Annotated in this window: 17 protein-coding genes and 2 pseudogenes; 5 read left to right on the top strand and 14 right to left on the bottom strand. The window is 33.0% G+C overall.

Features of this window, described 5'->3' with window-relative positions:
* Positions 1–91: 91 nt before the first annotated feature.
* The 10 genes and pseudogenes from ACQKM9_RS20275 to ACQKM9_RS20320 all read right to left on the bottom strand — a co-directional run.
* A pseudogene (locus ACQKM9_RS20275) lies at positions 92–494 on the bottom strand (IS110 family transposase); the annotation flags it as partial.
* Between the two features lie 140 nt (positions 495–634).
* Entirely contained in the window at positions 635–841 is a 207-nt protein-coding gene (locus tag ACQKM9_RS20280) for a hypothetical protein (RefSeq protein ID WP_427736193.1), read from the bottom strand.
* Positions 842–844: 3 nt separating this feature from the next.
* On the bottom strand, positions 845–1303 hold the full coding sequence (locus ACQKM9_RS20285) for a DUF5700 domain-containing putative Zn-dependent protease (RefSeq protein ID WP_427736194.1): 459 nt from the start codon (positions 1301–1303) through the stop codon (positions 845–847).
* 38 nt (positions 1304–1341) lie between these two features.
* On the bottom strand, positions 1342–1506 hold the full coding sequence (locus ACQKM9_RS20290) for a hypothetical protein (protein WP_427736195.1): 165 nt from the start codon (positions 1504–1506) through the stop codon (positions 1342–1344).
* A 46-nt stretch (positions 1507–1552) separates the two neighbouring features.
* Positions 1553–1762 carry a hypothetical protein gene (locus tag ACQKM9_RS20295; RefSeq protein ID WP_427736197.1) on the bottom strand — a complete coding sequence of 70 codons (210 nt, stop codon included), beginning with the start codon at positions 1760–1762 and terminating at the stop codon, positions 1553–1555.
* Positions 1763–2039: 277 nt separating this feature from the next.
* Positions 2040–2618, bottom strand: a complete 579-nt coding sequence (locus ACQKM9_RS20300) for a cupin domain-containing protein (protein WP_427736198.1) — start codon at positions 2616–2618, stop codon at positions 2040–2042.
* 368 nt (positions 2619–2986) lie between these two features.
* Positions 2987–4765, bottom strand: coding sequence for an aminopeptidase P family protein (locus ACQKM9_RS20305; RefSeq protein ID WP_427736199.1), 1779 nt, complete (start codon positions 4763–4765; stop codon positions 2987–2989).
* Positions 4755–5024, bottom strand: a complete 270-nt coding sequence (eutH, locus tag ACQKM9_RS20310) for an ethanolamine utilization protein EutH (protein WP_427736200.1) — start codon at positions 5022–5024, stop codon at positions 4755–4757. Before eutH ends, ACQKM9_RS20305 begins: the two co-directional genes overlap by 11 nt.
* Before the next feature lie 15 nt (positions 5025–5039).
* Entirely contained in the window at positions 5040–5702 is a 663-nt protein-coding gene (locus tag ACQKM9_RS20315) for a helix-turn-helix domain-containing protein (RefSeq protein ID WP_427736202.1), read from the bottom strand.
* Positions 5703–6152: 450 nt separating this feature from the next.
* Entirely contained in the window at positions 6153–6335 is a 183-nt protein-coding gene (locus tag ACQKM9_RS20320; protein WP_427736203.1) for a hypothetical protein, read from the bottom strand.
* 321 nt (positions 6336–6656) lie between these two features.
* On the opposite strand from ACQKM9_RS20320, the gene ACQKM9_RS20325 reads away from it, so the two are divergent.
* Both ACQKM9_RS20325 and ACQKM9_RS20330 read left to right on the top strand, forming a co-directional pair.
* Complete coding sequence (locus tag ACQKM9_RS20325; RefSeq protein ID WP_427736204.1) at positions 6657–7148, top strand: RNA polymerase sigma factor; 492 nt, start codon at positions 6657–6659, stop codon at positions 7146–7148.
* Entirely contained in the window at positions 7148–8059 is a 912-nt protein-coding gene (locus ACQKM9_RS20330; protein WP_427736205.1) for a sigma factor regulator N-terminal domain-containing protein, read from the top strand. Before ACQKM9_RS20325 ends, ACQKM9_RS20330 begins: the two co-directional genes overlap by 1 nt.
* Before the next feature lie 206 nt (positions 8060–8265).
* Here ACQKM9_RS20330 and ACQKM9_RS20335 read toward each other — a convergent pair.
* Both ACQKM9_RS20335 and ACQKM9_RS20340 read right to left on the bottom strand, forming a co-directional pair.
* Positions 8266–8748: pseudogene (locus ACQKM9_RS20335) on the bottom strand (SF0329 family protein); the annotation flags it as partial.
* 193 nt (positions 8749–8941) lie between these two features.
* Positions 8942–9289, bottom strand: coding sequence for a short-chain dehydrogenase (locus ACQKM9_RS20340; protein ID WP_427736206.1), 348 nt, complete (start codon positions 9287–9289; stop codon positions 8942–8944).
* A gap of 204 nt (positions 9290–9493) precedes the next feature.
* Between ACQKM9_RS20340 and ACQKM9_RS20345 the strand changes: the two genes are divergently transcribed.
* On the top strand, positions 9494–9622 hold the full coding sequence (locus tag ACQKM9_RS20345; RefSeq protein WP_427736208.1) for a YjcZ family sporulation protein: 129 nt from the start codon (positions 9494–9496) through the stop codon (positions 9620–9622).
* A gap of 343 nt (positions 9623–9965) precedes the next feature.
* Here ACQKM9_RS20345 and ACQKM9_RS20350 read toward each other — a convergent pair whose 3' ends face one another.
* Together ACQKM9_RS20350 and ACQKM9_RS20355 are read right to left on the bottom strand one after the other, a co-directional pair.
* Positions 9966–10265, bottom strand: a complete 300-nt coding sequence (locus ACQKM9_RS20350) for a TIGR04104 family putative zinc finger protein (RefSeq protein ID WP_427736209.1) — start codon at positions 10263–10265, stop codon at positions 9966–9968.
* A gap of 204 nt (positions 10266–10469) precedes the next feature.
* On the bottom strand, positions 10470–11330 hold the full coding sequence (locus tag ACQKM9_RS20355) for an alpha/beta fold hydrolase (RefSeq protein WP_427736210.1): 861 nt from the start codon (positions 11328–11330) through the stop codon (positions 10470–10472).
* 318 nt (positions 11331–11648) lie between these two features.
* On the opposite strand from ACQKM9_RS20355, the gene ACQKM9_RS20360 reads away from it, so the two are divergent.
* Together ACQKM9_RS20360 and ACQKM9_RS20365 are read left to right on the top strand one after the other, a co-directional pair.
* Entirely contained in the window at positions 11649–12986 is a 1338-nt protein-coding gene (locus ACQKM9_RS20360) for a TrkH family potassium uptake protein (RefSeq protein WP_427736211.1), read from the top strand.
* 25 nt (positions 12987–13011) lie between these two features.
* Positions 13012–13668 carry a potassium channel family protein gene (locus ACQKM9_RS20365; protein WP_427736212.1) on the top strand — a complete coding sequence of 219 codons (657 nt, stop codon included), beginning with the start codon at positions 13012–13014 and terminating at the stop codon, positions 13666–13668.
* Positions 13669–13952 lie beyond the last annotated feature (284 nt).

Here is a 13952-nt window from a genome sequence, read left to right on the forward strand (position 1 = left end):
CTAGAAATTAAGAGAGGACGTGTCCGTTATGAAACAAAAACGCTACAACCAAGAATTTAAAGAAACAATCGTCGAACTTTATCGCACCGTTACGTCCGTCTTTCACTAACCGAGCAATGACTAGCGCATCTTTTTTATCGTGCTTTGTCGGTAAATTATCAACCAGTTCTTTCGAACGTTTGACGTGCATTGGATTGACCATGACGAGTGGGATTCCATATTGGTCTAAAAAATACGCTAAATTCATCCAATAGTGACCCGTAGGTTCAATTCCCACAACTACTTCTGTCTTCTGAGTTTTTTCATAGTTAGTTGAATCTTTTCATACAAACTTTGAAAGCCTTCTTTTGATTGATGTACAGCAAAAATTTTTCCATCATGCGTCCTCGTTCATCGACAAAGCATGCGTAATGAACGCGCTTCGCGATGTCTATACCAACGACGATTGTATTATCAGTCACTTGATTAATTTTGTAATTCATTTTAAAATGCATTTAGGAGTCCTCCTCGTATGTGATGGGTCAATGGTCGTTGACACTCAGCATCATACTAGAGGACTCTTTTTCTTTCAAGACCCTGAACATCTTTCAAACAGGAATGCTGCCCCGTTAGTTCAATAAGAGTGTTTTCTTCTTTAGTTAAAATTTGTATACTTTTTATAAATTAGCCATTCATTTATTAGATGTCTTATATCATTCTTTGCCCAGATTATAAAAGTTTCATTTATACCCAACTTTTGAACTGAATCACTTATAAATTCTTTACCAATTAAATATCCAAGTCGGTTGTAGCCATACCTTTTGCCACCACTTAGTCGAAACCATTTTTTCTCTTCTTCCATTGTTCAGTTCTTTAAATCCTCTTCCAGGCTAAATATGATATCCGCATAATTCTTATGAAAATAATTAATCCATTCCTCACTTTTATCATCAAAAGATAAGTAAACACTTTCAGGTAATTCAGGGTTTAAAAATTCAGATAGAAACGTAGCAATACCTTCTAAATATAGGGAAGTATATCCATCCCAAGCCATCTTTGAAAAATCAAATCCATCCATTTTAAGCTTGGTGAAATGGAAAGAGTGTGCCATTTCGTGAGCAACTAATACCCTTAAATGTTTCGGTTCATCTGTTATGGTTTCTATGGCAAAATGAATAGTCCCGTCGTGAGTCACATAAGCATTGGAGCCGAATCCTCCTACAAGTATTTTTACTCGTAAATCCATTTGAATCCCTAACATTGTTGACATCTGTTCATAAACATCCTGTATAATTGAAGGCAAAAATTTAGCAACACGTTTCATTACTTTATATTTTGTAGGGTAACGTTTAATAGCAGCATTTAATCTTTCAGGTGTTCTTTGGCAATGAGATTTTCATTAAATACATTCGGAAACTTTTCGTAATAAAGCTCTAGATGTTCCAGTGACAATGAATTTTTTGATTCAAAAAGCTCAAAAAATTCAGTATAAACATCAATTACCTCGATTTTTTTAACCTGAGTCATAATCAATACTCCTTCACAAATAAAATATTTTTGTAGTTTGACTTTTTTATTTGACCTTCTTCGTTCTTGTTTGAATGTATTTTTCCGTCAATAATCCCGCATTAAACACCGATAAAATCATGATGAAGAAAAATATTACCCGAACGGTTGGATCCCTCTTGTCAGCAATAAACTCAATACTAGAAAAATTAACATAAACAAAGCCAATAGCAACAAATATAGATAAGATAAATTGCCCTTTTAAAGACTTAATCATAAAATGCCCCCTATAAATATTCTTAAACTGTCCTGCGTTAGTTTAAGAAAAAAGTGCCACCCCCAGACTTGAAGTAAAGCACCCCTTTTTATCCAATAATTTACATACATTAACTTATTCAACACATTCGCAAAAAAACCTCTTCTTCAACTAAACTGCCACGTTAGTTCAATAAAAAAAGGCTCTACTCCTTTTTGAAGTAAAGCCCCCCGTTAGTTTAATAAGAACAGAGACGCTTATTAAACAATCGCTCCCGATTCCAAAGGTCTCTAAGACTTTAACCTTCAGCAGCTTCGGCATCCGCTTTCGTTCTATGAACAGTACCGAATGGATGATTAGGCGGTGCATAGATTGAATAAAGCTTTAACGGCGTATTGCCTGTATTGGTTACATTATGCCATGTGCCAGCAGGTATTATAATGGCATAATCATCACCTACATTTTCTACAAAGTTTAAATTATCTTTGCTCTTACCCATTTGAACAAGTCCTTGACCTTCCTCAACACGTAAAAATTGATCAACGTTAGGATGAATCTCCAAGCCTATATCTTCTCCAACGTTAATACTCATCAAAGTCACTTGCAAATGATTTCCAGTCCATATAGCAGTACGATAGGTGTTATTTTGCTTGGCAACTTGATTGATGTTCACTACAAAGGGTTCTCCCCCATGGTCTTTTAATATTGGACTACTGGTATTCCTTTGAGTATTTTGGTACGGCGAAAATTGGTTTGTATAACTCGCTGCATTTGACATATTCCAATAACCGGAACCCCAAATATTATCCCAGTTATACATTGGTACATAACTGGGGTAAGGATTTGGATGGGCATACATATAATAAGGATTATTCATTGTAATAATATACCTCCAAAAACATATGATTATAAACTCATCATATGTTCCAAGTACTTAAAAGGGTATTATTCTTTATTCCGTTATTTGGCCCGATTGCTGAACACAAATTAAACAACACTCTTAAACTAATCTGCCCCTTTAGTTGAATAAGAAAAAAGAGCCGTATGAACAGCTCATAGATCTTCTACTAAAGCACCCGTTGATTTATATACAAATTTAATATGGGTTATAGTTGAATGACAGCAATTATATGTCTCTTTTGTAATTTCTACTTGTACTTTAAAGGAATCGGCATAAAGGTTAGTGAATATCATTGATTTTATACTATAAGGAGAAAAATATTACTTGTATGCGACAATACCTATTTATATTTCCCTAGTTTCTTCCCTTAGCCATCCTCTCTCTTCTTCATTTAAATAAGGAGCTAGCTTCGTATATACCTCTTGATGATAATTGTTTAACCATTGCTTTTCACTCTCTGTTAACATCTCTTTATTGATACCGGCTAAATCAATTGGGCAATACGTAATTGTTTCAAACTTCATAAATTGACCAAACTCTGTTTTCTCGTCTTCAACTACTAACATCATATTTTCAATTCTAATTCCATATTTACCTTCAAGGTATATTCCCGGTTCATTCGTAATAATCATGCCTTTTTCTAATGTAACATTATTATTATTATTCCTTATGCTTTGTGGTCCTTCATGAACATTCAAGAAAAAACCTACCCCATGTCCTGTCCCGCATTTATAGTCTAAACCATACTGCCATATTGGTTGCCTTGCTAAAACATCTAAGTTAGAGCCTGTAGCTCCGTATAAATATTTTACTGAGCTTAATGCAATAAATCCTTTTAACACCAAAGTAAAATCTCTTTTTTGTTCATCGGTAAGTTTTCCTAAAACAATCGTTCGTGTAATATCTGTTGTTCCATCATAATACTGTCCGCCTGAATCAATTAAAAAAAGACCTTCATTCTTAAGAATAAATTGCGTTTCTTTATTGGCTTTATAATGCATCATCGCAGCATGTTCTCTATAACCTGCTATCGTATCAAAGCTAGGTCCAACATATCCTTCCTGCGCCCTTCTGAAATCTTCTAATCTTTCTTCTGCAGTAATCTCTGTAATTTCCTCTTTGTCTATAACGTTTTTTAGCCATTTTATAAATTTCACCATGGCTAAACCATCTTTTATTTCACACCACTTTACATTTTTTATCTCAACTTCATTTTTAATAGCTTTTAAATTTGTCGTGATATCAGGACTTTCAATTTTCTTTGTAATACTGTTAATGGCATTATATAATCTGCTATTTGTTTTATTCGCATCTAAAATAATGGTATCTCCGCTTGAAAGATTTCCTAAGAAAGTTTGTATTTCATTATTCGCTTTTAACTCGATTCCTTCAGCCTCCAGTTCTAATTTAACCAAAGGGGAAACCTTGCAAGAATCAATAAATAAATAACATTTATGTTCTGCTACGATTACATTAGCTATTACAACTGGATTATTAGCCACATCGGCCCCTCTTATATTCAAAAGCCATGCAATATCATCAAGGGAAGTTAAAATATAATAATTTGCTCCTATATTCTTCATTTCTTCTCTTACTTCATTTAATTTTTCTACTTGTGATTTGCCTGCATATTTTACGTCATGAGTAAAAACTGGTCCTTTAGGAATCTCCGGTCTATCTTCCCACAGATCACCAATTAAATCTTGATTCATTTTTAATACGATTCTCTTTGCTTTTAGATCTTTTTCCATCTTTTTAACCATATTAATTGAAAAAACATTTCCATCAAAGCCCACAATGCTTCCTTCATTAAGAACATCTGCTAGCCATTCTGAATAAAATGGTACCCCTGGATCCACCATTCTAAATAATCTGATTCCTGAGCCCTCAAGCTGCTTTTCTGCTTGAATATAGTATCTACCATCTGTCCATAACCCAGCATCCTCTAATGTAATAACTACAGTACCTGCAGACCCTGTAAATCCTGATATCCATTGTCTACATTTCCAATGTTCTGCTACATATTCACTCTGATGTGCATCAAAACTGGGAATTATATAAGCATCCATTTGATTTTCTTTCATTAGCTGTCTTAACTTTTCGACCCTATTCCTAATATTCATTACAAATACCTCCATTTTCCTTAAGACTAAATTCTTTATTTTCACGATCATATAGCCATGCAGCTAGTACTATTTTAATTATTCCTGCTGTAAGCTTTGATATGATAATCGCTCCTAACATTTCTGGGGCTACCCCTGACACAAATCCAAATTGACCTCCAAATACAAATGCTCCACTTACTCCAAAGGCAGTACATACCACTTTTCCTTTAGGATTCATTTCCTTAAATGTTCCAAATATCAACAGATTACTAGCCAAACTGTACTGTCTTTACTAATCAGCATCTGTAGTATAAAACCCACTATTGTAGATATAATTAGGCGTATTAACAGCTATAAGCTTGACCTTTTTGTTCGTATAATTAGCCCAATTGTGGGCAATATTTGAGTCCATATGAACACTGTCACCAGGATATACTTCATGCCTCTTATCATTTATGTAAACTGTTAATATACCCTCTAAAACATAAATGAACTCTTCTGCCTTATGCTTATAGGATAATATTTCTTCATCTTTCTTTTGAGGAAGAATTTCTATAAGCCTTGGAAAAAGTTGTTTATTTTCTAGATTTGTACTTAAACTATACTTAATAAAACCACCTTCTACTGAATTCATTAATTCTTGTTCATAACTTCTTAAGACCATATCTTTTCTTTTAAGTGGATAATCAAAAAAATGTGTTAAATGTACTTCCAAAATATCAGCTAGTTTTTCAAGTGAATCAACTGCTATGGTAGTAAGCCCCCTTTCTAATTGAGACAGAAATCCAACAGATAGTTCACTTTTTTCACTTAACTCTTTCAAAGTAATTCCTTTTTCAGTCCTCAATTTCTTTATTTCCATTCCTATATTCATCACTTCACCTCGAATTTTCATTATTTTGAATAATATAATATATATTTGAGTATCACGCAATATATTATGAAATAATTTCATAAATATGAAAAATATTTCATTAACGTAATCATCAATTCTCTCAAGAACAGTCCGTAGAATTACACAATCCGGCAAAAAAAAAGACGCTTGATCTATTAGATCTATGCGCCTAGATTATTAAATAATAAAATACGAAAAAGAGCTACCTTATTGTGCCCTACTCAACTAAAGCGTAATAACTCGAAGGAGATTAAAGATACAGTCTGCCTACAATTTGATCAACCAACCTGTCGATTATTTAAATTCTACTAATAATTGTTTCAAAACTCGTATATTTTATTGAACTAACCTGCTCCGTTAGTTCAATAACGGAAAAAAGAGCTGCAAACGCAACTCAATGATCTTCAAGTAAAGCACCCGTTAGTTTAAGTAGAATACTTCCCAAATTTTCTTGTTGGATAAGAAAAAGCGACCTTCTTTGTTGAAGAATCGCACCCCGTACTTGAAATGTTATTTGTTTTTTTCTAAACCATTAACTAATCTAATTATCCAATACAATAGTATCCAAGGTAGAATAAATTTTGTAGCCCATTCTATTAAATTTGGTATCACATATGATGTGTTTATGCCGATAAAAGGAAGTATTAACCAAAGTGCAAACAAAACTATTATACAAATAATTAAATTTTTCATTTAAAATGCCCCCTCCAAAACGATATTACCATAAAAAAACCATCCTTTATCTTCAACTAAACTGCCTGGTTAGTACAATTAGTTCAACAGCTTGTGTAGAACCAGATATAATAGAACCGCTAATTATAATGCTTCCAGGGGGCATTTCACAGTTCTGATACGCTTACTTTCAAGTCACAAATATTAGAGAATTGCCCCTTAAACCAATTTATAAATGATATTTCCATATCCATCGAAATATTTATTAATTCATGAAAAATTAATTTATGTGTATACATTTGGAAATGCTCATTCGTTGTTTAAGTATAGGGAGGACAAAAGATGAAAAAAGAAGACGTACTAGCCTCCTATCTTATCAATTTAGGAGAGGAAGTATTCCGCCTATTACTAGCGAAAGGAGCAAAAAAAGAGGATGCAGAAGATATTATCCAAAATACCTTTTACAAAGTTTATCTATTGTTGGATGACCTAACAGAAAGCAATTTACGTCCGTGGTTTTTTAGAGTATCACTTAATGAATATATTGACTTGAAAAGGAAAAAAGAGCAGCAAAACATTTACTTAAGCGAGGAAATCTATTCAAAGCTACAATACATAAATTGCGAATATAATGCGGTTTTAAATAATGATGAGATTTTCTATTTATTAAAAGATGTCAAAACAGAATATAAAGAAATTTTCCTTTTAAAGTATTACTATGATTTTTCATATGAAGAAATTGCTACTATTTTGGACATTCAAGTAGACAGCGTAAAGCAAAAATTATATCGTGCACGTAAATCTATTCACTTAAAAATAGAAAGGAAATATTAATGGATACTTCAATCAAAACTGCATTAAAAAAAGCTAGACGAAAACAACTACTAAAAATCATCATTACTTCAATTATTGTCGTACTGATTCTAATATCAATCTTATATAAAACAGGCAACTACTTTGCAGCCAAAAGTTCTACACGACTTCACGATTCGCTTTTCTTACATAATGCAATTGCCGAGCCGAATATTCAAATCGACTCTCAAGTAACGGCTAATTCATCAATGTTTGGTGGAAATATTATTACGAATCGTTCAAAAAATATTAATGGCTATGTAGTTCCTTGGAGCACACTTACAAGTTCGTATCATTGGCTTCGCGCGGATATTGACAACAATGAGTTAGTACCGGGCTTTTATTGGTCTGACACAGATTTCTATGAGTATGACAAACAAACAAAAAATAAAGTGGCGACATTTTATCATCCTTCTATTCAAGAATATTTTGATGGTACACCAAACGAATTAAGTAAAGTTTCACAAATGGAAAATTACGTAGCGGAAGTTGCTATTTCTTTCGATCAACCTTATACATTACAAGAAATACAAGCGAAAATCCCTGATAATTTAAACATTGTATGGTTGTATATGACCTCCCAAATTGCAGATGAAAGTAAGGGACCAGCAGGGCTTCCTGTTTACGGATTTGCACCATCTTCTTCACCAAAAGATGCATATACTGACTTTATTAATGATCTCAAAAAATTTGATGATAGTGGTAAGATGGAAACTATTCAAGAATTTTTAAATTTGAATAAAAATAAAAAATGGGATGAAGTAGGGATTCTAGGGGTAATGCTGACTGGCCAAACGCAAAATTTTAAAGCCTTAGAAAATCAAAGTTTTGTTCGTGGAGCTTCAGTAGGCGCCACTGCACAAATCGTTCCTTATATTAAACCAGAAAAATAACGAATATAGATCAGAATTATATTCGGTCTCTCTTTACTGTAATTGGCCGGTATCTATAGACCGAAATAATTAAAAGTCCCTACTTTGCAGTTATTTTTAAAAAGTAATTGTATTAAGAGAAAAGAGACAGTACCCAAATAGGTACTGTCTCTTTTTATAAGTGCTTACTCAAGAATCGCGTACTTATATGGAAAAACCGAGATTTATTAACTAAATCTTATCCCATCAGCATCACACCTTAATTTTAAAAAATATCTAATACACTCATGTTCAGTTTCAATAGATTCACTGAGTTTTTTTAATGTTCTTGTTCCTACTCGTCTATCTATTAAGGAAAGAACTTTTATAATAATGTCAGTAGATTTTATAGAAGTATCTATCGGGGAACTAAGATATTCTTCTACTGCATCAAAAAAGTCATACTACGCCAAGAGTCCCACATCTTTAATCAGTTCATGAGCTTGTATTCCCATTTCTAAGTTATGCGTATGATCATAAATATCGTATTCAACATTTTGCTCTTCTCTAATATCCCATTCTTTTCTGATCATTTCTCTTTCAGCTATGATTGTACACATACTTAATACTTCTTTTTTATCAACTGTAATAACTGCTCTACCTAATTGATCATGGGCTTTTCGGTAGTTAATAATATAAAAATCGATTCGGTTTTTTAATGAATCACACGTAAAACTTTTTAATTATTTTTTTACTTTACTCCATTTTGGACTATACATTTTTAACCCCTTTATCTCATTCGACAGTATTTTTCGTTTTCCTGTTTATAAAAATTAAATGGTCCGATTGTGTTGAACACAAGTTAAACAACATTCTTCAACTAAACGTCCCCTTTAGTTGAAGAATCACACAATAGCATTAGGTTCAAATTCCAAAATGGATAATATAATTCTTTACTTCTATTGCCTTTATTATTATTGAAGCCAGTTCTTGTAGTTCAACAGATTTTGCAAAGTACCTTGAAGATGTGACAACATCATAAAATAATGATAATGATTCAGGAGGAATAATTGTAATTCCAGAATATGCTAAACCATATTCTGGACGTTTGAATGAATGAAAGTATGTTTTCATGATAGATAACTGTTCCATTAAACAATTGATAATATCATCATCAACAGAAATATAGTTGTATTCTTGTAGTTTATAATCAATGTAATTTTTTTGCTTGTCGAAATCATCAAGTATCCCAAACTCATGTACACAAGACATAGTTATCACCCCCTCATAATGAATCATCTTATTGAACTAACCTGCCTCGTTAGTAAAATGCGACTGCTCTATTGAACAATCGGTTTATCCCACAAAATACGTAATATGACTATTTATTTTGCAAAAGAAAAAATTGATTAGATTAATGTCACCCCTCATTTTTACTACTATACATATTATAGAGTTTAGAAAGGAGTGATTTTTATGGAATCCGGTGGAGAATTTCGCGAAGAGCGTCGCGAACGAAACCCATTCGCTTTTATCATTGTACTGTTCATTCTTCTAATTATTGTCGGTTCTAGTTTCATGCATCATAGATCGCACTGTTGTTAGCTATGATAGTCAATAAATAATTGTAGCTAGGCACCTCCTTCTGATTTTTTGTTAAGGGTCACTTTCCGCCGAGTGGCCCTTTTTATAGTTACTTCCTCATATACCTATATAGTTCCCACCTCAATTCCTGCACATTTTCTTTTAGATGTTCATTCAATATAGTGATGAAATTTAAAATTCCACTTTGGTATATCTGTTTAAAATAACCTTCTACTCCTTCTTATTGAACTAAACTGCTCCGTTTGTTCAATAAGCAAAAGACCTGCTTATGCAACTTAATAATCTTTAACTACAGCACTCCTTTGTTTAATAAGAGAAAAACCTTATTTCACCATAAATATATTCAGTATTTCGATTTGTACTTCGCAAAAAAAGGAAATAACAAAAACAAAAAAACACCATATAATATCATTATCGAAAAAGTATAAGAAATGGATAACGATAATTGAGGTGATATGATAAAGCCAAATAACCACAATAGTAGAACTGATAACAAAGACAATATAATCCTTGAAAAGAATATTATCCTATGCTCCGTGCCACATTGGTTGCATTGAATAGGTCTGTATGCTAAAAAAAGAGATTTTATGATTTTACTCCATTTAAATTGAGTATTACATTTTTCACATTTCTGTAAACTCATATATTCATCTCCTCCTATGAAAGAATCATTACAACTATCTTTTCAATTTCCATGTTTAAAGCGGGTTTAATATCCAATTTGTTTCTTCAACTAACTGCCCCTTTAGCTTAATAAGAAAACAGAGCTGCATATGCAACTCAATGATCTTTAATTAACTCCCCCGTTAGTTCAATAACTTTATTATTTTAAAGGGCTTTAAAGTTACTAAACACTTAAGAAATCAACGATCATTTTCTTTTCACGCTCTGACATCATATGCATGTGTCCGCACCCTTTTAACATATGGGCCGTGTTATTTGGTATGATTCTTTTTGCTCTTGGTAATACTTTTTCCGCAGGAAATAAGCAATCTTTTTCTCCAGCCATAATAAGTGTCGGTGCTTTACACTGTTGCATTAATTTTTCACTCACATTGGATGGCATCCCTACTTTTGTTTTTACATGATCAAAACTATCTTTCACCATATCCAAAGTATCTTTATCAAGAATTTCTTCTTTAATAGCCATAAATAAAGCTGTTTCCTTTATATATCTTTCTTTCTTTGTTAGTTTATATTTGAGTAGTGATAATATCATTTTCACAGTACTGATTGGAAAGGCATTGTTTATACCTGATGGCATAATTAATACGGATTTTTTTACTTTTTCCGGTGCGATACACATCAGTTTTGCCAAAACACCGCCTCCAAACGAAGCCCCAAAACAAGCTATTTTACCAAATCCAAGCCCTGTAATAACGTCACTTGCCCACTTTCCATAATCATAATTGCTAGGAGAAAGATTAACTTCATCACTTTTTCCAGGATGGCCAATAATATCAACCGCATAGATGTGAAAATCCTTAAGCAGGAATCTGTACGTTAGTAAATTATAGGCAGTTGTACTATTCCCACCATGAAATACTAACAATGGTTCCCCCGATAGATTGCCAGTTTCAATGATATGTGTTCTTCCAAAACGAGTATGAACGTAAACATCCTTACATGAACAATCCAATTTCTTCAGTTGAGCATCATAAAGCTTTAGCGACATTTCTCTTCCGTATTGTGTTTTGTATATACTCATATAGACCTCCGTTATATCCACATTTTACCACAAAGTCCTATTTGTATGTTATCACATTCATAGATATTGTATGTGAAGATTATACTACCTTACTTACCCTAGCCCATTAATAGCATAAAAAAGCCGTCTATATGTCAACACTTATCATTATAAAGCTTTTTAGATATTGACATTATTTTAGAGTTATGTAAATTTTAGTGAAAATCATTATTATGATTGGAGAATAATTAAAATTACTACACACACTACTAAAAGAACTAAGTGTGTAATAAGTGTTTTAAATAAATATTTGGATAAGATTTCAGTTAGGAGTAATTTATGAAAAAAGTAAAGGTTCAACTTGATCCTCCAAAAAAACTTTTATTGGGTTTTATGGGTGTCATTCTTCTAGGGGCGGTATTATTGACTCTTCCCATTGCAACTGAAGACGGTAAAGGCCTATCGTTTCTAAATGCCTTATTTACTGCTACATCTGCTACATGTGTGACTGGGCTTGTTGTCGTAGATACTGGAGATACTTTTTCTATGTTTGGCGAGTTGGTAATATTGTCACTCATTCAAGTTGGTGGATTAGGATTTATGACATTTGCAACTTTTTTCTTTTTCCTACTAGGTAAAAGAATTTCATTGAAGGAAAGATTGCTTTTAATGGAATCATTAAATAACGTATCAATCGCAGGGATTGTAAAGTTAGTAAAAAGAGTTTTAATTTTTACTGCAGTTATTGAAATGTTGGGTGGAATTATTTTATCAATTCGTTTTTCATTCGATATGCCAATGGGAAGAGCTATTTATTATGGATTTTTCCATGCCATATCAAATTTCAATAATGCAGGTTTTGATTTAATGGGTGAATATAGAAGTCTAACTCCATATGTAGATGATCCTGTAGTCGTTTTAACGGTATGCACCCTTATCACTTTAGGTGGATTAGGTTTTATTGTTATGAACGAACTATATCAATACCGTGAAACTCATCGTTTATCTGTACATACGAAAGTGGTATTGCTAACAACTTTTATTTTTACAATTAGTGCAACCATATTAATTTTTATTTTCGAGTATGGAAATGTTAAAACGTTAGGGCCTCTTACCGATTTTGGGAAGGTATTAGGATCCTTATTTCATGCAGTTACTCCTAGGACAGCGGGTTCTAATACATTACCAATTGGAGATTTAACACAGTCTACTTTGTTCCTGACAATTTTCCTTATGTTTATCGGAGCTGGTCCTGGTTCAACTGCTGGAGGAATAAAAATTACTACCTTTGCAGTATTAATAGCAGCAGTGTGGTCTCAAATTAAAGGAAATAGTGATGTAGTATTATTTAAAAAGAGAATTGTAATTGAAACGATATTAAAAGCACTTACTGTGACTTTAATTGGATTATTCCTTGTTATTATCATAACTATGCTACTGAGTATTACTGAAAAGGGAAACAATTTTATCATGTATTTATTTGAAGCTACTTCTGCGTTTGGGACAGTAGGTATGTCTATGGGTTTAACTCCAGAATTATCTCCGATTGGTCGTGTACTTATTATTTTTACAATGTTTGCGGGACGATTAGGTCCCTTGACAATTGCATTTGCGATTGCTAAGAAGCGTAAACCTGATGCTTTCCATTATACAAAAGGAAAAATTATGATCGGTTAATTTAGAGTAGGGAGTGTATATAGAGATGGCAAAACAACAATACGTAGTCATTGGTTTAGGGAGATTTGGTGTTAGTGTAGCAAGAAGACTACATGAGGCTGGACAGGAAGTTCTAGGCATAGATCTAAATGAAGAACGAGTAGAAGAGGCTGAATTATACCTTACTCATGCTGTCGTAGCAGATACCACAGAAGAAGGGGCACTAAACTCAATAGGAGTTCGCAATTTTGATTGTGTTATTGTTGCGATTGGTAATGATATGCAGTCAAGTATATTAACAGTTTTGCATTTAAAGGCAATGGGTATAAAAAAAATCATCGCAAAGTCTCTAGGTAAGCATCATGGAGAGGTGTTAGAGAAAGTAGGCGCTGATTGGATTATATATCCAGAAAGGGATATGGGAGAACGTGTTGCAAATCAACTCTTATCTCCAAAAATGTTGAATTATATAGAACTGTCAAACCTATATAATATCGAAGAAATTATGATACCTTCAAAAATGGCTGGAAAAAGTCTTCGGGAAATTGATATTCGTGCTAAATATAACGTCAGTGCTATTGCCATCGTAAGAGAAGAAAATATTATCGTATCACCCTCTCCCGATGAGTCTTTGAAAAATGGTGATTTATTAGTCTTGATTGGCAGCAGAGAGGAGTTAGCAAATTTCTCTAATATAGAATAAATCTTTTTTTTAAAATCCATTACAAAAAAACCACCTAGTTTCAGAGGTGAATTCTCAAAAGGCGCAGAAATAAAATCAGATGGGATTATGCTAAGAAAATTAAAACCACCTTCCGATTGACGGTGTTAGTTGAATAAGGAATTCGATCGCAGACGAGTTTGTATACACCATGTACAGCAAGTTGACATTACGCCACTTCACGGAAGTATTTAACTCCATTACTCAATAAGAAAAAGCTGCCATGTAAAAGCAGCCGATTCTTCAACTAAAGCACACATTAGTGC

The organism is Viridibacillus sp. NPDC093762, assembly GCF_050279675.1.
Classification (GTDB): Bacteria; Bacillota; Bacilli; order Bacillales_A; family Planococcaceae; genus Viridibacillus.